This window comes from Desulfosediminicola flagellatus (assembly GCF_005116655.2).
GTDB classification, from domain to species: domain Bacteria; phylum Desulfobacterota; class Desulfobulbia; order Desulfobulbales; family Desulfocapsaceae; genus Desulfopila; species Desulfopila flagellata.
The window spans coordinates 2,536,441-2,554,529 of the sequence record NZ_CP050698.1 but is presented as its reverse complement, the minus strand read 5'-3'; the positions used below and the strand labels follow the sequence as shown (position 1 = coordinate 2,554,529).

10 protein-coding genes and 1 pseudogene are annotated in these 18,089 nt (G+C 43.9%); 10 read left to right on the top strand and 1 reads right to left on the bottom strand.

The genetic code is table 11. The annotated features are described in order from the left end of the window. Positions 1-13 precede the first annotated feature (13 nt). The 10 genes and pseudogenes from FCL46_RS10675 to FCL46_RS10630 all read left to right on the top strand — a co-directional run bounded on the left by FCL46_RS10675 (position 14) and on the right by FCL46_RS10630 (position 13,423). Complete coding sequence (locus FCL46_RS10675) at positions 14-3,130, top strand: efflux RND transporter permease subunit (protein ID WP_136806456.1); 3,117 nt, start codon at positions 14-16, stop codon at positions 3,128-3,130. A 289-nt stretch (positions 3,131-3,419) separates the two neighbouring features. Beyond that, positions 3,420-4,517, top strand: coding sequence for an HD domain-containing phosphohydrolase (locus FCL46_RS10670; RefSeq protein WP_136806455.1), 1,098 nt, complete (start codon positions 3,420-3,422; stop codon positions 4,515-4,517). 240 nt (positions 4,518-4,757) lie between these two features. After that, positions 4,758-6,236: a UbiA family prenyltransferase gene (locus tag FCL46_RS10665; RefSeq protein ID WP_136806454.1), complete on the top strand. Its 1,479-nt coding sequence runs from the start codon at positions 4,758-4,760 to the stop codon at positions 6,234-6,236. A gap of 5 nt (positions 6,237-6,241) precedes the next feature. Then, positions 6,242-7,558: an FAD-binding oxidoreductase gene (locus tag FCL46_RS10660; RefSeq protein WP_136806453.1), complete on the top strand. Its 1,317-nt coding sequence runs from the start codon at positions 6,242-6,244 to the stop codon at positions 7,556-7,558. A 2-nt stretch (positions 7,559-7,560) separates the two neighbouring features. Next, positions 7,561-8,298, top strand: a complete 738-nt coding sequence (locus FCL46_RS10655) for an SDR family oxidoreductase (RefSeq protein ID WP_136806452.1) — start codon at positions 7,561-7,563, stop codon at positions 8,296-8,298. A gap of 167 nt (positions 8,299-8,465) precedes the next feature. Then, positions 8,466-10,178 carry a hypothetical protein gene (locus FCL46_RS10650; protein ID WP_136806451.1) on the top strand — a complete coding sequence of 571 codons (1,713 nt, stop codon included), beginning with the start codon at positions 8,466-8,468 and terminating at the stop codon, positions 10,176-10,178. Positions 10,179-10,221: 43 nt separating this feature from the next. Then, positions 10,222-11,232, top strand: coding sequence for a hypothetical protein (locus FCL46_RS10645; RefSeq protein WP_217909603.1), 1,011 nt, complete (start codon positions 10,222-10,224; stop codon positions 11,230-11,232). Positions 11,233-11,889: 657 nt separating this feature from the next. Beyond that, positions 11,890-12,342, top strand: a complete 453-nt coding sequence (locus tag FCL46_RS10640; protein ID WP_136806450.1) for a PKD domain-containing protein — start codon at positions 11,890-11,892, stop codon at positions 12,340-12,342. A gap of 168 nt (positions 12,343-12,510) precedes the next feature. Next, positions 12,511-12,639, top strand: a pseudogene (locus FCL46_RS28820) (efflux RND transporter permease subunit); the annotation flags it as partial. Between the two features lie 475 nt (positions 12,640-13,114). Next, positions 13,115-13,423, top strand: a complete 309-nt coding sequence (locus FCL46_RS10630; protein ID WP_136806448.1) for a hypothetical protein — start codon at positions 13,115-13,117, stop codon at positions 13,421-13,423. 733 nt (positions 13,424-14,156) lie between these two features. Here the strand turns inward: FCL46_RS10630 and FCL46_RS10625 are convergent. Then, entirely contained in the window at positions 14,157-17,612 is a 3,456-nt protein-coding gene (locus FCL46_RS10625) for a PAS domain S-box protein (protein WP_136806447.1), read from the bottom strand. Between the last annotated feature and the right edge of the window lie 477 nt (positions 17,613-18,089).

Sequence of the window (18,089 nt, the reverse complement as noted above, 5' to 3'; positions counted from 1 at the left end):
CTGGGAAGCTATAATGATTCAATCAATAATACGATGGTCAGTTAACAATCGCTTTTTTGTGTTGTTGGCGACGACAATTCTGGTCGGTATTGGTCTGTATTCGTTAAAGAATACACCTGTTGATGCGATACCGGATTTGTCTGACGTGCAGGTTATCATCAAAACCACCTATCCGGGACAGGCACCGCAAGTAGTGCAGGATCAGGTTACCTATCCGCTGACCACAGCGATGCTGTCGGTGCCTGGTGCTGTGACAGTGCGTGGTTATTCATTTTTCGGGGACTCGTATGTCTATGTGATCTTCGATGAAAAAACAGATCTTTACTGGGCACGAAGCCGGGTACTTGAATACCTTAGCCAGGTTGCACCATCGCTTCCAGCAGCAGCACGACCGCAATTGGGACCGGATGCTACGGGTGTTGGTTGGGTCTACTTGTATTCACTCGTAGACAGGACAGGCAAAAATGATATCAGCCAGCTGCGTTCATTGCAGGACTGGTTTTTAAAGTATGAGCTACAGACCGTTCCCGGTGTTTCAGAAGTGACTGCTGTCGGCGGTATGGTGAAACAGTACCAGGTTATGGTCAGTCCTGAAAAATTGCGTGCTTTCGGGATTCCGTTATCGAAGATCCAGATGGCGATTAAGAGGGGCAATCAGGAGATCGGTGCCTCGGTAGTCGAGATGGCTGAAGCCGAATATATGGTTAGGGCAACAGGCTACCTGCAAAGTACAGAAAATTTGGGCAATATACCCTTAGGAGTAAACCAGAACGGCACCCCGATTTTATTAAAAGATGTTGCTGATATCGGAGAAGGGCCGCAGATGCGTCGCGGAATTGCCGAACTGAATGGCGAAGGTGAAACCGTTGGCGGCATTATTGTCATGAGGTTTGGTGAAAATGCTCAAAAGACCATTGACGGAGTTAAGGCAAAGCTTGAAGAATTGAAGAAAGGTCTGCCGGATGGCGTTGAAATCATCCCCGTCTATGACCGGAGTGCGCTGATTGAACGGGCGGTGGAAAATCTCTGGCATAAGCTGCTGGAGGAATTTGGTGTCGTTGCGCTTGTCTGTATGCTGTTTCTGTTTCACATTCGTTCTTCACTGGTGGCAATTATCAGTCTACCGGTTGGTATTCTGACTGCGTTTATCATTATGCACATGCAGGGACTGAATGCCAACATCATGTCGCTTGGCGGTATCGCCATTGCAATTGGTGCCATGATAGATGGTGCGATTGTTATGATCGAAAATATGCATAAGCATATGGAGCGAACACCGCTGACCAAAGAAAACCGCTGGCAGGTAGTAGCTGATTCTGCAAGCGAAGTAGGGCCTGCTCTGTTTTTCAGCTTGCTGATTATTACCGTAAGCTTCGTTCCTGTTTTCACCTTAGAGGCGCAGGAAGGGCGGATGTTCTCGCCGCTGGCGTTTACCAAAACCTATGCGATGGGCGCATCTGCTGCTCTTTCAATTACCCTTGTTCCTGTGTTGATGGGCTATTTTATTCGTGGCAAAGTTCTGCCTGAGCATAAAAACCCGATCAATCGTATATTGACAGCTATGTATTTACCAGTGCTGAAAGGTGTTCTGCGGTTCCCTAAGATGGTGTTGGTGGCCGCACTTATTGTGCTGTATATCGGCATTTGGCCACTTGATAAGATTGGTAGTGAGTTCATCCCGCCTCTTGATGAAGGCGATCTGATGTATATGCCCACAACCTACCCGGGTATCTCAATAGGTAAAGCACGCGAGCTTTTGCAACAGACCGATAAGCTTATTAAGTCGGTGCCTGAGGTTGTTACTGTCTTTGGCAAGGTGGGCCGCGCAGAAACGGCTACAGACCCTGCGCCACTCACCATGATTGAATCGTTTATTCAATTAAAACCACGGGAAGAATGGCGTCCAGGGCTAACCACTGAAAGTCTGAAAAAAGAACTCGACGCGCTGGTGAAACTTCCTGGTTTGACAAATGCCTGGGTTATGCCCATCAAAACACGGATTGATATGCTGGCGACCGGTATCAAGACTCCGGTCGGGATCAAGGTCTCAGGGCCTGATTTGAAAATAATTCAGGAAATCGGTCAGCAACTTGAAACAATAATGGTCGATATCCCAGGTACAGCGTCTGTCTATTCAGAACGGGTTGCAGGAGGTAGATATATCAAAGTCGATATTCAACGGGCAAAAGCAGCACGCTATGGTTTGAATATTGCCGATGTACAGCAGGTTGTGGCCACAGCAATTGGTGGCATGAATGTTACCCAGACAGTTGAAGGGCAGGAACGATACCCTGTAAATGTTCGCTACCCGCATGATTACAGAAATTCGCCAGAGCAGCTTTCTCTTCTGCCTATCGTCACCATGAGTGGTCAGCGTATCTCTTTAGGTGATGTAGCAAATGTGTTTGTAGAAGATGGTCCGCCCGCGATAAAAAGCGAGAATGCCCGCCTCAATGGCTGGACATTTATTGATATCGAAGGCGTTGATATCGGCAGTTATGTGGTCGAAGCCCAGAAGGTGGTTGCAGACAAGATTAAATTACCAGCAGGATACTCTCTGGCCTGGTCAGGTCAGTATGAATATATGCTCCGCGCCAAGGAAAAGCTTACATACGTAGTGCCGCTGACCTTAGCCATTATTGTCATCCTGCTCTTTATCAACTTCCGAAACTTTGTTGAGGTTGGAATTATCATGGGAACTTTGCCGCTGGCGATGGTTGGCTCTATCTGGCTTATGTATCTCGAGGGTTATAACTTTTCGGTGGCCGTTGGCGTTGGTTTTATTGCCCTTGCTGGTGTAGCGGTGGAGATCGGGGTGATCATGCTGGTCTACCTGAACCAGGCCTATTTCAAGATGGTTGATGATTGTGAAAAAGAAGGTGAAAAACCAACGTTAGTGCAGCTTTCTGATGCTGTATTGCACGGTGCCGGAATGCGTGTCCGTCCTGTAATGATGACTGCAGCAGCGATTATTGTCGGATTGTTACCTATTCTATTCGGTACAGGCACCGGGTCTGAAGTTATGAGCCGTATCGCCGCACCAATGGTTGGTGGTATGGTGAGTTCAGTACTATTAACGTTGCTTGTTGTTCCCGCCGTGTTTTTTCTTTGGCGGAAGAGGTCGATATAGAAAGTAGCTCTCGTAAAAGGTGTTTTCTGTTTGGTAGAAAAAAGGCATTGGATAGCCCTATGTTCCAATGCCTTTTTTTGTCTTTTATACGAACTTAATGTCACAATATGCCAGCCTTCATTTTCTGAAAAATTAGCGGTACTATTAGAATGAACAATGAAAATGGTTGGATTTCCGTCCTATTTACGGCCATCAGGGTAAAAAATGCAAATAGGGTTGCGTAACTATTCTGAATAACCATTGAGTTATCCGGCTTAGATATAGGTTCCGGCGGCGTGAGGATTCTGCAATGCCAAAAATTAATGTAGGCAGATTTGAAGGATATGTTCGTGCCTTTCTGGGTACCGGTATCATTGTGCTCGGGAGTCATGGCATGTGGTATCTTGTTCCCCTTGGTCTGATTGTTCTCTGGACAGGACTTTCATGGTACTGTCCGATCAGCAAAAGTCTGAATATTGGCAGCAGAGCTGCAAAAGAAAACTATTACCTCTCATATCTTCCACTATATAATCCTGAGCCGTTATTTATATTTTTCGGTGACGGTAAACTTGCCTTTGAAAATAAGCGGGCTAAAGAAGTTTTTCCAAATATCAGTGCCATCGCTGACCTGATTTTTATTAATGAAGATGAAATCAGCACGTCTATTGACGAAAATATATTCAGTAATATAAAAATCCTGGGAGATGATGATCACACCTATTCTGTGACGCTTAAAGGATCTAAAGAGATAGATGCTATTATCGCCTATGTGCATGATGTTACAGATCTGATAAAGCTGGATCAGGAAATCATTTCGACTCAGAAAGAGATTGTCTACACTATGGGCGAGATTGGTGAAACCCGCTCTATGGAAACAGGACATCATGTCCGCCGCGTTGCAGAATATTCCTATCTCCTTGCAAAACTCTATGGTCTCACTGAAGAAGAAGCAGCTCTTTTGAAGCTTGCCTCTCCTATGCACGATATAGGTAAAATTGCGACTCCTGATGCTATCCTGAATAAACCGGGAAAATTGACTGCTGATGAGTTTGAAATCATGAAACGACATGCAACGGTTGGCTATGAGATGCTTGATCACTCTACGCGACCAATCTTGAAAACAGCGGCAATTGTGGCAGGGGAACACCATGAAAAGTGGGATGGTTCTGGGTATCCTCATGGAAATTCAGGCGAAGATATTCATATATTCGGCAGAATAACAGCTCTTGCTGATGTGTTTGATGCTTTGGGTAGTACCAGGGTGTATAAAGACGCATGGCCTCTTGAAGAGATAATCGAACTCATTAATAAAGAGAAGGGTGGCCATTTTGACCCTGAACTGGTCACGCTTTTTCTGGGTGAATTAGATCAATTTTTAGAGATAAGAAACACCTATAGGGATAAATAAATTGTCTTACGTGTATTAAGAAAGATAATACAATTTCAGGCAACCGTTTTTCTCTAACTCACTGTTGGATTCATTGGTGATCCTGTTAACTCTATGATACGATATACGCAACAACCTGAATTTTTTATAGTGTTTCAACCCTTTTAGAGACAATATTAATAACAGTATTAAATGACTGTACAGGTATTACACTTTACCTGCATAATCGTTCATTAGTATGCATACCTGAATCTAATCTTTATGGATGACACGACCATCCAGTCTTACTCTATCAATGTGATGCATGAGCCTAATATTACGGAGAATTCGGTACCACTTGCTGTTGACTTAGATGGCAGTTTGCTCAAAACAGATTCTCTCATTGAGTCGCTATTACAATTATTAAAGGCTTACCCGCTTATTATACCGCTATTATTTTTGTGGTTGCTAAAGGGGAGGGCGTATCTGAAGCAGGAGGTCTGCAAACGTGTAACATTGGATGTCAGCAGTTTACCGTATAATCTCGAAATATTGACGTATCTGCGGGATCAGCATCAGTCGAATAGGCAGCTTATTCTCGTTACTGGAGCAGATACACATATTGCTCAGCAGGTCGCAGATTATCTTCATATCTTCGATAGCGTTATTGCAAGTGACGGAAAAAACAATATTACAGGTATCAGAAAGAAAGAACGCCTCCTGGCTGAATTCGGAGTTATGGGATTTGACTATCTGGGCAATCATAGGAAAGATATCCTTGTCTGGAAGGTTGCCCGACAAAGTATTGTCGTTGGTTCCAGGAATTTTGTCGAACATGTTAGAGGGCAGCTGACAAACATTGAATTGGTTTTTTTTAATAAAACTGCTGGAACAACCGAATGGGTTCGTGCACTTAGACTCTATCAATGGTTAAAAAATATCCTTGTTTTCGTACCGTTAATAGCCGCAAATCGATTATTTGAAATGAGTTTGTTTGGTTCTGTTTTCGTAGCATTTCTCTCTTTTGGTTTCTGTGCCTCCAGTGTGTATATATTAAACGACCTACTTGATTTGCGCGAAGACCGCAGACACCCGAGAAAACGGACCCGACCATTTGCCTCAGGTGCCTTACCGCTGACAGCTGGGATATTCAGTTGCATACTGTTACTTCTGTTGAGCATTCTCGTAGGCTTATCACTTCCGGTGTATTTTCTGTTCATGTTGGCAACGTATTACTTCACCACTCTCGCTTACTCGTTGCGTTTAAAACATTTTGTAGTTCTTGATGTGATTGTTCTTGCAGCACTCTTTACATTGCGCATGATGGCAGGTTCGGCGGCAGTCGATATCTGGCCGTCTTCCTGGCTTCTGGCTCATTCAATGTTTCTGTTCATCAGTCTGGCCTTAGTGAAACGCTATGCTGAACTAATAACCATGAGAAATGAATATGGATTATCTGCCAAGGCACGCAGCTATGTTATAGATGACTCAGCATTACTTGCAGGTATGGGAGTCGCCAGTGCATTTGTCTCTGCACTTGTGCTTGTATTATACATTACCAGTGGCTCTGCAGAGCTCTCGTATGGGCATCATAATGTTATCTGGCTGGCGTGTCCTTTATTGCTCTATTGGCTCTGTTATATCTGGCTTGTGGCTCATCGTGGCATGATGCATGATGACCCGATGATCTTTGCCATAAAAGACAAAACAAGCAGATTTACACTTCTTTCCATGGCAATAATTATGTTTATGGCACATTGATTTCCATGTACAAGCACTATCAATCATGGGGCAGATACCCCAACACCAAACAAACCGTCAAACAACTGAACTGGCGTACTGAACCACTGCCTATTCCTGCCGACTCGAATTCTACCTGGTTGCCGTTTGGAAACGGACGTTCCTATGGGGATGTTTGTCTCAATAACGAAGGGTGGTTACTTGACACTCGTCAGCTTAATCGATTTATCGCATTTGATAGAAATACAGGGATCCTGAGGTGCGAAAGCGGGGTGTTGCTGGATAACATACTGACTCTCACTGTACCTCACGGATGGTTCCCGCCTGTTGTGCCGGGAACCAGATTTGTGACGCTGGGTGGAGCAATTGCCAATGACATCCATGGTAAAAACCACCACAGTGCCGGCACCTTTGGTTGCCATGTTCGATGTCTTGAACTGCTGCTATCAGACGGTCGAAGATTACGGTGTTCAAGAACTGACAACGAAGAACTCTTCAATGCAACGATCGGGGGGCTTGGGCTTACAGGGCTTATTCTCTGGGCTGAAATCAGCATGAAGCAGATAAACAATCCGGTTATGGATGTTGAGACCATTCGTTTTGGTACGTTTAATGATTTCTTTGAAATCTCAGAAGAATCTGATCTTCAAGATGAGTATACCGTTGCCTGGATTGACAGTATGGCGAGTGGCAGGAATTTTGGAAGAGGGCACTTTATCAGAGGAAACCACTCAACGCATTACATAAAACAGATACACGCCCCTAGGTTGCGGATGAGTGTACCCTTTGTACCCCCGGTTTCTGTGGTCAACCGAACAACCGCCAGGATATTTAATTCTATATATTATCGAAAGCAGCGAAGGGTTCGCAGTACAGAACTCGTTCATTATGAACCCTTTTTTTTCCCCTTGGATGCAATCTATCATTGGAACCGTTTATATGGGCCTCATGGTTTTTTGCAGTATCAGTGTGTGTTTCCTCACGATTCGGAGGGTAGAAATGCTCTTGAGGAGATACTGAGAAAAGGAACACAAATGGGCCTGGTCTCGTTTCTCGGAGTGTTGAAAGTATTCGGAAAACAGAAATCACCTGGTTTGCTCTCTTTCCCGCGACCCGGAATAACCCTGGCACTCGATATCTGCATTCAGGACAATAACACGTTTCAAATGCTCAGCGACTTTGACACTATCGTGCAATCTGTTGGCGGTGCTGTATATCCAGGTAAGGATGCCCGAATGTCTGGATCAGCTTTCAGAAACTATTTTCCGCAGTTTCAAGAGTTGGAACGATTTCGTGATCCAAAATTCAGCTCCAGTTTCTGGAGACGAACTACAGCGGAGTGAAAATGGCTAACCGATTTATATTTGGAGCTACCTCTTCTATAGCTGAAGCCACTGCACGTCGTTTCGCAGCAGATGGTGATACCCTTTTTCTGGTTGCAAGAGACAGTGTCAAACTACAAATTGTAGCTGATGATCTGCGAATTCGGGGAGCAGATACAGTGTTTACCTCGGTAGTTGATGCCCGTGATTTTAATGCGCATCAGTTACTGATTGATGAAGCATTTGATTCCCTGGGATCTGTCGATACTGTTCTGGTAGCTCATGGAACCCTGCCCGACCAGAGATCCTGTGAAGAGTCTTTTGATGAGCTTCGAACTGAATTTGAGACAAATGCTCTTGGGGTAATGTCCCTGCTGACACATGCAGCCAATCGCTTAGAAAAGCAGGGAGGAGGAACCATATGTGTTATCAGTTCGGTGGCAGGAGATCGTGGCAGACAATCAAACTATGTGTATGGTGCAGCCAAAGGTGCCGTTTCGATTTTCCTGCAGGGTCTTCGTAATCGTCTAAATGCAAGTGGTGTACATGTTGTGACAGTTAAACCGGGTTTTGTAGATACCCCTATGACCAGAGATTTTTCGAAAAACATGCTATGGGCCACTCCTGAAAAAATATCCTTCGGGATATATACGGCTATAAATAGAAATAAAAATACCGCTTATCTCCCCTGGTTTTGGTCCGTGATTATGTGGATTATTCGTGCAATTCCCGAAACCATATTTAAGCGGTTACATCTTTAGAAGCGGTAACTGGAGGTACCATGTACTTAAGGCAATCCCCTCTAACAATTTCAATCTGTTTGAGATATTTCAAACAACCCGTTCGAATAATTACTAACACCTGTAGATTTTCACATTTGAGACAACATTGTTCGATCAGATTTGGTTTAACATTTCTGGTTTTTTTGATGTTTTATGGAGTTTCCGTCTCGGATGTAAAAGTTACGGCCGCTACTGCGTCACAAATCACAGAAAATCGAACAGGAACCGTTATCGATCTTCAGCAATTTAAAAGTGTACAATCTATAGTAGTTGACCTTTCTGACGGCGAATCCGCAGAAGTGACACTTATAAACCTGAATCCAAAAGTAAATCGGTGGTATGTCCTGAGTCTTAATAATGACAGCAAGAGGGGAGCCGAAGAATACCATCTCGAAAACCCCTATCCGCAAAGTCAGCGATTATTACTTGATGAACATTCCGAAGATACACTCGTTTTGATACGTGATAGAGAGGTATTGTCCTGTCCACCATGGAAACTTTTTGAGAAGGGAGAACTCATAGCTGCCAGAAAATCACAGCAGGTTTTTGCGCCACTCTGTAACGGCAATCTCTTCCTTCGAAACCCCACTAAAGGAAATCGAACTAATATAGAAACTGTAACTGAGTTTATTCGTGATAAGCTTCCTGGCGGAGAGAGTGTAGTCGGGTTTGTTAAAGACACTTTCTTTAAAGATGCCTTTCTTGAGAAGGCAGATGCAAAAGAGTCTACGTTAGAATTAACAAAACAGTCTCAACCCGGCTTTCCCGAGCCCGCTAATATTAACCCCGATTTCGCAAAGCAGATGATATCGCCAACAGGGCTTGGTATTCAAGTTGATAAAGAAACAAAAGATATGCTCACAGGCCAATGGTATGCAGCAAAAGACAATCCTGGCATTTTTGTCAGCCTCATTCAGCCAAAAGCTGTAGCACAAAATATTCTGATTAGTCATCGCAAAATCGCTAATCGTCTCGACAATGTTGAATCTGGCGCGCTTGCATATCTGATTGCCTTTGATCTGGATCAGTTTGACCTCGGCTTCACCATTGGAACTGAGCATCCCCGGGTAGAGTGGTCCGACCGTACCTTGAATGGTGTCAGAATTCCTAATACTTCCGGGCCAGATGGGATTGAAACCATACACCCCCTAATCTCTAATGGAATGATCAGTCCTTTTGAGTCTGCAAGAACTGTTGCATCATTTACCGGAGGATTTAAGCGATCTCACAGTGCATTCAAGTATGGAGATTTTGCCAAGATCAATAAAGGCTCTCATTATGGATTTATTGAAAGCGGAGTTGTTCTTAGTACGCTTCAGCCAGGCCTTGCAACATTACTGGTTTTGGATGATGGAACAATTGAAATGAAAACATGGTCGAAAAGGGACAATGTTTATCTTGAAAGAATTGTCCACGCGCGACAGAACGGAGTTCCTATTCTCGAATTGGACTCCGTATCTCAACAACCAATACCAGGGAGTCTCGTTGGAAAATGGGGGGCGGGTAATTGGTCCGGTTCAGAAAACATGAAGCTGCGTACCCTAAGGGCCGGTGCAGCCTTGCAGGAAAATGGTGAAAAACGATTTCTTATATATGGCTACTTTTCGACTGCAACGCCTTCTGCAATGGCCCGTGTATTTCAAGCCTACGATTGTCGCTATGCTATACATTTAGATATGAACGCACTTGAACATACCTACCTTGCAGTATACCTGCAAAAAGAGAGACACCTCGTTGTGCAGCACCTTATTCAGGACATGAGTGTTTTAGACAAGTCTGGAAAAGGCTCGTATATTCCGCGATTTCTCGGGTATCCGGATAATCGTGACTTTTTTTACATTATGCGACGTAATAATTGACATCTCTTTATCTGATTTTTTAATCTTTATGGGAGAAAACTCAATGCAACTTTTTCTGTCTACCTGGATGTTTATCGCCGTCGTTGCAGTATGTTGGAAGCCTGCTGATGCAGCTCAATCCCTAAAAGAGCAGAATGAGACAATGTTAAATCGTGTTGAGGAGGTTCATCGTTTATCTGCTGAACAAGCCACACAGGTACGAAAGATTTTCGCGGGTTCACCTTATATAGGGCAGGGAAATCCTGCTATTACCAAACACCCTGTTTCAAAAGAGGAGTGCAAAACACAACTCAAGTTATTGTCGATAGATTATGAAAATCCTCAATATGAGAAAATATGTGGTGCCAAATATATGGCTCCTCTTTACGATCCCGCAGTAGAACGTGCAGAAGATGCAAAAGCCTGCATTGATCAATTCGAATTCCCTGATATACCATGTGAATATCCGGTAGTTTGGGTACGCACCAGTGAAGCGGCTGAAATCTGTAGTGCTATGGGGAAACGGCTATGTGATGCCCATGAATGGGAGGGTGGTTGTGCTGGACAATTATTACCTCCGGACTATAGGTTTGATCTGGCAAAAGGAGTTTCGGCAAATAGTGGCGTCAGTCGAATGCGTACTGCCCATAATAACGCACACAAAAGCGATAAATCATGGAGTTATGGGCCTCAGTATAAAAAAGGTATTTGCGGTGCGAATAGTTCAAAATCTCCCGACTGCCCAGGTGGGAGTTGGGACAAATGCGGATCAAACACCTACCCTGATGGATATTTTCCCGAGTGTCGAAGTTCTCTTGATGTCTATGATCTGAACGGTAATGCGGCAGAGCATATGAACCTTCCCCTGGCTGAAAATCAGATGACCAGTACAGGGAGCAATACGCTAGGCCATACAGAAATGAAAGGTAGTTGGTTCATTTTTGACAAATACAGAGCACATGAGGATTGGTGCAGATGGAGAGCACCGTACTGGCATGGCAGCCGGGTCATGTCAGACCATAGCCACCACAATTACCATCTTGGATTTCGCTGTTGTAAAACGGTGGGGGAATAAGGGTACCGCCCAGATTCATGCTTCATGCGGAAATGCACGCTAGGGAAATTTTAGAGCACAATTAAATTTTGACCTAACAAAGATTACCTGTACAATACAACGTTGTACCGGGGAATTGGGCTGATATGTTACATCATTGAAGATGTATCCTATTTCCCTCTAGATCACACTTCATCACTACACGGTTTTTTTAGACTCTGGCAACTACTTAGCGGTTAACATTATTCATCGAAAGGCTTGGCCGTGCACCCCTCTAAGCATATTAATGCCTTATGAACATTGCCTGATAGCACTGCTCTTCAGAACCGTATCGTGAGATAAACTCTTGCAAACTGATACCTGGGATGCTGTCCGAGAATAGGAACTTTCGCTCAGGTCGCGGCAAACTCGAAAAATTACCGCAGGCATATATTTAATATTCTGAGGATAATTTTTCGAGCTTAACGAAGAGATGAGCGGAAAGGGTATTCTCGGACGGTCTCCTAGTTGGGACTGGATGTAATTTTTCGACATATTAACGTCCACTTGGTTAATTGTATGAAGGTAGTTTAACAGGGTAGGGTAGTCATATAGTGCCCCCCCAAAAAAAATAAGTAGCTGGACTTTATTTGTAATCAGATATTTTTTACTCACACTTAACTTTAATCGGAGGCCATAATGGAACAACGACACTACCTACCCAACAACACAGAGACGAAAAGCATGAAACTATCACTCGCTTTGACTGTAGCATTTGTCATGTTGTCCTCTCCACTTTCAAACGCTGCAAGTCAGTTTGAGGGCTCAACACCAAGTGTGTCCATAACTGACGCTGCAAGCACTAATGCCCCCCCTATTGCTGTATTGACATATACACAATCTGGTGACACATTCACTTTTGATGCAAGTGGTTCAACTGACCCAGATGGTAGTATTACAGAATACAAATGGGATTTTAGTGATGGGGACAGTGGTAGTGGTACTTCCATCAGTCACCAATACACGCCCCCTTATGATAGCCTTGCTGTGACTCTAACAGTTCGGGATACCAATGGCGGGGTAGGCATTACCCAAGCCCGACTCTCAGTTCCCTCCCCGCCTCCCACAATAAATGATGTGAGAGGAAATTAATGGACACTTTCTTAAGATTGAAATAACGGGTGCAATAAAGAACAGGTATTCTGCAAAGATAGAGTTCCATGGCAACTATGTACCTTACGAAGGGAAATTCATTTTTCCCTTAATGGGGGAGTATTATTCCTTGACCGTGGCCTCTTAATGGGTGACCCCTTTTCATGTACTGGCACCGGGTCTGAAGTTATGAGCCGTATCGCCGCACCAATGGTTGGTGGTATGGTGAGTTCAGTACTATTAACGTTGCTTGTTGTTCCCGCCGTGTTTTTTCTTTGGCGGAAGAGGTCGATATAGAAAGTAGCTCTCGTAAAAAGGTGTTTTCTACTTGGTAGAAGAAAGGCATTGGATAGCGTATATTCAATGCTTTTTTTTGTCTTTTATCCGAACTTAATGTCACAATATGCCAGCCTTAATTTTCTGAATAATTAGCGGCACTATTAGAATAAACAATGAAAATGGTTGGATTTCTGTCCTATTTACGGACATCATGGTAAAAAATGCAAATATGGTTGTGAAACTATCCTGAATAACCATTGAGTTATCTCGCTTAGACATAGGTTCCGGCGGCGTGAGGATTCTGCAATGCAAAATTATGCAGGCGGTACTTGTTGAGGCGAGCACATTTGGTTGCTATCTGTTACATTTATTGGTGTTCGAAGAGGCGTGCCCAGGCTTCTCAAACCAGATTCGAATTTTTCAATCATTTCTGAAATGTAATGGTATTGAGTTTAGAGGGTATTTTTTTAAGTTCCTAAAGAGAGATTCCCTTATGAAACTCAATGATCCTTTTGGTCGTATGGAAAAGCGGCATCAACTCGGTTACGAGTCGATGCGTGACACAATGCGTAATAGCGGCATTAATACTCCTGATGAAGCATGGGAAGTTATCAGGCAGTCTAAAAAACGTGCACAAAAATATATAAGCATTGGATTAGCCACTCTCCTGCTGTTAACTGTGGTCCTGCCCAAAATGATGCCCGTGACTTTAAGTCTTGCGCTTTTTCTGGTGATTTGGATTGTGAGTTCTTCTAAAAACGGTCAACGTTATATCAAACGCTATATTGATGAGGATCTATAGTCGAGTTTTGAAAACAGGATGCTAGTTCATTTCCATCCGGAAAATATAGCGTTATGAACCCCCTAATACTATCAGTGCAATACACACTGAGTATTTAGTCCGAATCGATCTGGGAAAATATCACATTGTTGCTCCCCCCGTACACCACACTGTCTCATTGACACGTTTCGCACACCTATCATGCAATTCATATTGGCAATCCTAAAAAATCGTTAGTAGCTTCAGGTTGAGATGTTTCCTGAATCGCAGTTCCGTCTGCATCTTTGGAATGGCTTAAAATGGAGCAACTGTAGAGGAAAGATATCCAAAGATAATGTGATTTCAGAAACTTGTCATTGAAGTCAACATTGCCAGGACGAAGGTAATCAGTCTTGCCACTTGCTCTAACTTGAGGTGCTCCCTGTAAATCGGCAGATCAAAGATAATTCCTGAATCTCTCTTATTGATGCTCAGGAATTATCTCTTTAAAGGTCAAAAGCGGACTTGACCCCTTGTCGACTCTTATGGGTGCGTGGCTACTTTTGGGTAACCTCTGATGAACTCACAAAAGAGATAATTGCAGATTACTTGGCTCATCTCTTTGAAAAAGACCCCAATGATCAATTTAACATCGAATAAACCGGCTTTGCCGGTATTGCTGGACTTTCAGTCCGCGAGGTCACACCCACCGACTTCTAGTCGGTGGGTGTTTAGTATTCATGAGCCGGATAAACGGATATAACATTCTGGAGTCCTAAGAATTTAACAGAGTTGCAAGAACCTGAGATATCTCTTGAAGAGTGTATGGTTTCTGAATGAAGAAATCGGCCCCAAGCTCCATAACTTTCAGGACCCGTGCATCTTCCTTGAAACCTGAAGCCAGGATCACCTTGCATTCCGGGGCAATAGCCTTCAGTTCCTTATACGTCTCTAAGCCCGATTTAACAGGCATAACCATATCCAATAGAACTGCATCTATAGTTTCCCGGTGCTGTAGGTACCGTTCGAGACCGATTTGCCCGTTTTCAGCAGTCAGCACCCTATAGCCACATTCCTCAATCATAGAGCAAGCGACACCCCTGATGAGTTGATCGTCATCTATAAGGAGAATGGTACCAGACCCTTTTGTGATGTTTATTTTGGGAGCACTTTCCAGAACACTCTGAACCTCTATATATTTCGGAAAAAAGAGGCTGAAAGTAGTTCCGTGACCTGGCTCTGAATATACATCAATGAACCCATTATGTTGCTGGACAATATTATAGGCCATTGCCAGTCCAAGTCCTGTTCCTTGCCCCTTGTCTTTAGTGGTAAAGAAGGGATCGAATATCCTGGCAATGGTGTTGCTGTCCATACCTACCCCGGAATCATGGATGGATAGCCGCCAATATTCGCCCTCAGCAGCTCCAGGGTGTTCACTGTAAAAGAATCTGTCGGTAACGGCCTCTTCAACACATACTGTTAGCTTTCCACCTTGCTGGGAGGACTTTTCTTTCATAGAGGTCATGGCATGAGAGGCATTGACACATAGGTTCAGCAATACCTGCTCAATCTGCATAGAATCCGCGTTTATGATAGCTGTCGAAGGATAATAGACTGGGATGAGGGTGATGCTTTTGTCAAAGGAGTTTTCGCAGATCATCATTATGTTCTTTACGACCTGATTGAGATTGACGGAAGTAAACGTCTGATCTTGCCGCCGGGTCAACATCAACAACTGCCCGACGAGAGCCGACGCCCTTTGCCCCGACGCTTCCATAGTGTCGAGATAAGTAGCGATTTCAGTAGGCAGCAGATTGCGGCTTTTCAGCTTGTGTTGCATCAGTGACACGGAACCAATTATAGAACCTAAGATATTATTAAAGTCATGCGCAATACCTCCCGCGAGAGTGCCGATAGTTTCCATTTTCTGTGCTTGGATGAGCTGTTGTTCCTTCTTTTCGACATCTGAAATATCATCAAGTATGATAACCATACCGTCTACCCAGTCTGAGATAATCGGAAAAACAGTTATATTGAAAATCCTGTTCTCCAGACAAGAGATGGTTTGCCGATTAAACTCCCTGGATTCTCTCGTTTCGATAATATCTTTGTAGTAGATTTCGTAGGGTTCAAGAAAGGGAAGTACAGTTCTCATAGGCTTGCCGATGGCGTCATCGGCCTGAATTCCTGTGAATTGGCTTGCAGTAGTGTTGAATTGGGTGATTTTCCCTGATTCGTCGATACTGACGAGCATAGATGGCATTGAATCGAGGATGTTTTTCAAATGAAGCTGGAACGCCTCCACAACTCTTTCGTGTTGTTTTTTTTCGTTAATATCCCTGATCATTCCTTCGATCCCGACCGCATTCCCGTTTTCGTCCGTTAATAATCGTGAGTTGGTAGATATCCAGATACTGGAGCCGTCTTTTTTTATAACCTCCGTCTCAAATCCTTTCACCTGTCCGTTGAGCATAATAGATTCTATAAAATGTTTTCTGTGTGCAGGGTCCTTATAAAAATCAATCGTAAAATTTTTTCCCACTACTTCATCGGGAGAGTAGCCGAAAACTTCTTTGGCGGAAGGGGAGGCAATCAATACCTTTCCATCGAGATCTGTTCTGTACAGTACATCCTGGAGATTTTCAAAAAGAGCACGATACTCTTTTTCGCTTTGCTGTGATTTCATATACATCATTGACAGCTGGTAGTTCAGACGATTGAACTGGTCGGCCAGATGGCCAAGTTCATTGGAAGATGAAACATCGAGACGAATGACAAACCCCCGTTCGTCGGTATGACTATCCGCCAATGTTGCAGTCATATTCTTCAGTGGAGAGATAAGGAGTTTACGGGTGACCAGGAACATAGCAACGAAACAAATAAGAATTCCCAGGAGAAGATGGAGTAGGATGGTCTTGATGATCGAAGCTGAGGCGGCCAAAGCCTGGTTATAAGGTGTGACGATGACCATTTTCCAGTAGGTCCCGGGCACCAGAAAAATGTTTACAAGAACCGGTTCATGAAGGAAGTAATCATAGTCAACCCGGAAGCTTTTAAAGAGCGCATCCCTACTGAGTACTTCGGTCATGGGGCCGCTCATTATGGCTGATATGAGGCGTGCTTCCTCCTGATCAATCTGATAGCTTTCGCGGGCGATGGAATCCGATAGTTTCTGATCGAATAAACCAGACTCCTGAGCAGAGAAGATGATCTCCTCGTTGATTTCGGTCAAAGCCCTTGCCATTGGTTGGAACTGTGAATGTTCGTTTGCCAGACTCTCCATATTGATGAAGACTTCCTTGCTCTGCTTATCGTTGATATGCTTTAAACTTTTCATATTGTTCTTCCCTGGAAAAGAAAGAAACTTGTTGACACGATCAACGGCAAAAATATAGCCTCCAGTCAGCTTCGTAGCTTCATCAAGAAAAGTGTCAAGCCCCTCAAGCTTCAGGTCGATGGTAACTATGCCTGTAAGACGGCCGTTCACCTTCATGGGAACCGAGCAGGTAACCATGGATTGATAGGAGTAGGGGTCACGATATGAATTTGACCAAAAACTTTCCCCTTCCGTCAGGTGTTTTGCTGGGACATACCACTCCTCACCATGGTAGCCCGGTCCTTTTGGATCGTTGTAATTGTCATAAAAGAGGAGTTCACCGTCCTCGTTCCTGCCCCAAAAAAAGCTTCTCCGCTCAACTCCGGGTATAAAGGAAAAAGGTTCCGGCCAAATCCCTCCCCCTGCAATGAAAGAGGATTTACCCTCGTAATCGATAATGTGAGGGATAACCGTTTTCATGGTTTGTGTGGAGGAGGGTAATATTTCTCCCAAATTTGCGAGGGCGGAGGCAAGGGTTTCCGTGAGGAACATGCGGTGCTGTAATTTGGCCACGACCTCATTACCGGTTCGGTGAATAAGCTTGAGAGACTCGTTCATGATGAGGGATTTACCAGTGCTATACATCTCAAACACACCAATCCCGCTGAGCATCAGGAGAAAGAAGAGAAAAACAATTGAGATAGAGAACTGCAGACTCTGCCACCACTTTAGGTAATGGCGAGGTCTGTTCATTGTGTCATTATCATCCGTCATTACGCACGTATTTGCTGAATTGTATTGCGCATCATAACTTTCCTCGTTGGTATAATGGTAGTCGATATCTTGCCGATTCACAAACAAGGGTGGCAGAATTGTGAGCGATAGAAGAAGCAAGGGATCAGCTCTTTGCATAACTCATTTACTCTACCTTAAAACAGCAAAGGGAAGGCGACGATTGATAAACGTATCTGTTAGTTCGGAATGCAGCCTGTGGCTATGTTTGCGTACATGAGTCAAGCAAAGATATGACCCTTTTTTTATTCGGATAATCTTGATAGTGAGAAGGTGTGGCTATATCTGGAAATGGATCTTCGGGGGTGTCCCAGTAACTGCTACCAGGACGTGTCTCTTTTCCAGCTATGCTTAGCAGCCAATAGGGAGCATTCTGTATGCAGCTTTTCTCGACTATGTGCCTCTCCTTTTCTTTTTACAGAAAAACAGGACATTATTGACCGAACTATACATGGAATCGGTTATATTTTTTGTTACGTATACTCAGGAAGTATTGTTTAACCGACAAGTTAAGATTTATAGAAGATATGTTGACTAATGCACAATCGACTTCCAAGGGTATTTTTCACTTGAGATGAGAAAAGCACAGACCTGATA

Bases quoted from the DNA above. Each gene is read 5' to 3' on its own strand.
- FCL46_RS10675 (WP_136806456.1), top strand. From the start codon at position 14: ATGATTCAATCAATAATACGATGGTCAGTTAACAATCGCTTTTTTGTG.
- FCL46_RS10670 (WP_136806455.1), top strand. From the start codon at position 3,420: ATGCCAAAAATTAATGTAGGCAGATTTGAAGGATATGTTCGTGCCTTT.
- FCL46_RS10665 (WP_136806454.1), top strand. From the start codon at position 4,758: ATGGATGACACGACCATCCAGTCTTACTCTATCAATGTGATGCATGAG.
- FCL46_RS10660 (WP_136806453.1), top strand. From the start codon at position 6,242: ATGTACAAGCACTATCAATCATGGGGCAGATACCCCAACACCAAACAA.
- FCL46_RS10655 (WP_136806452.1), top strand. From the start codon at position 7,561: ATGGCTAACCGATTTATATTTGGAGCTACCTCTTCTATAGCTGAAGCC.
- FCL46_RS10650 (WP_136806451.1), top strand. From the start codon at position 8,466: ATGTTTTATGGAGTTTCCGTCTCGGATGTAAAAGTTACGGCCGCTACT.
- FCL46_RS10645 (WP_217909603.1), top strand. From the start codon at position 10,222: ATGCAACTTTTTCTGTCTACCTGGATGTTTATCGCCGTCGTTGCAGTA.
- FCL46_RS10640 (WP_136806450.1), top strand. From the start codon at position 11,890: ATGGAACAACGACACTACCTACCCAACAACACAGAGACGAAAAGCATG.
- FCL46_RS10630 (WP_136806448.1), top strand. From the start codon at position 13,115: ATGAAACTCAATGATCCTTTTGGTCGTATGGAAAAGCGGCATCAACTC.
- FCL46_RS10625 (WP_136806447.1), bottom strand. From the start codon at position 17,612: ATGCAAAGAGCTGATCCCTTGCTTCTTCTATCGCTCACAATTCTGCCA.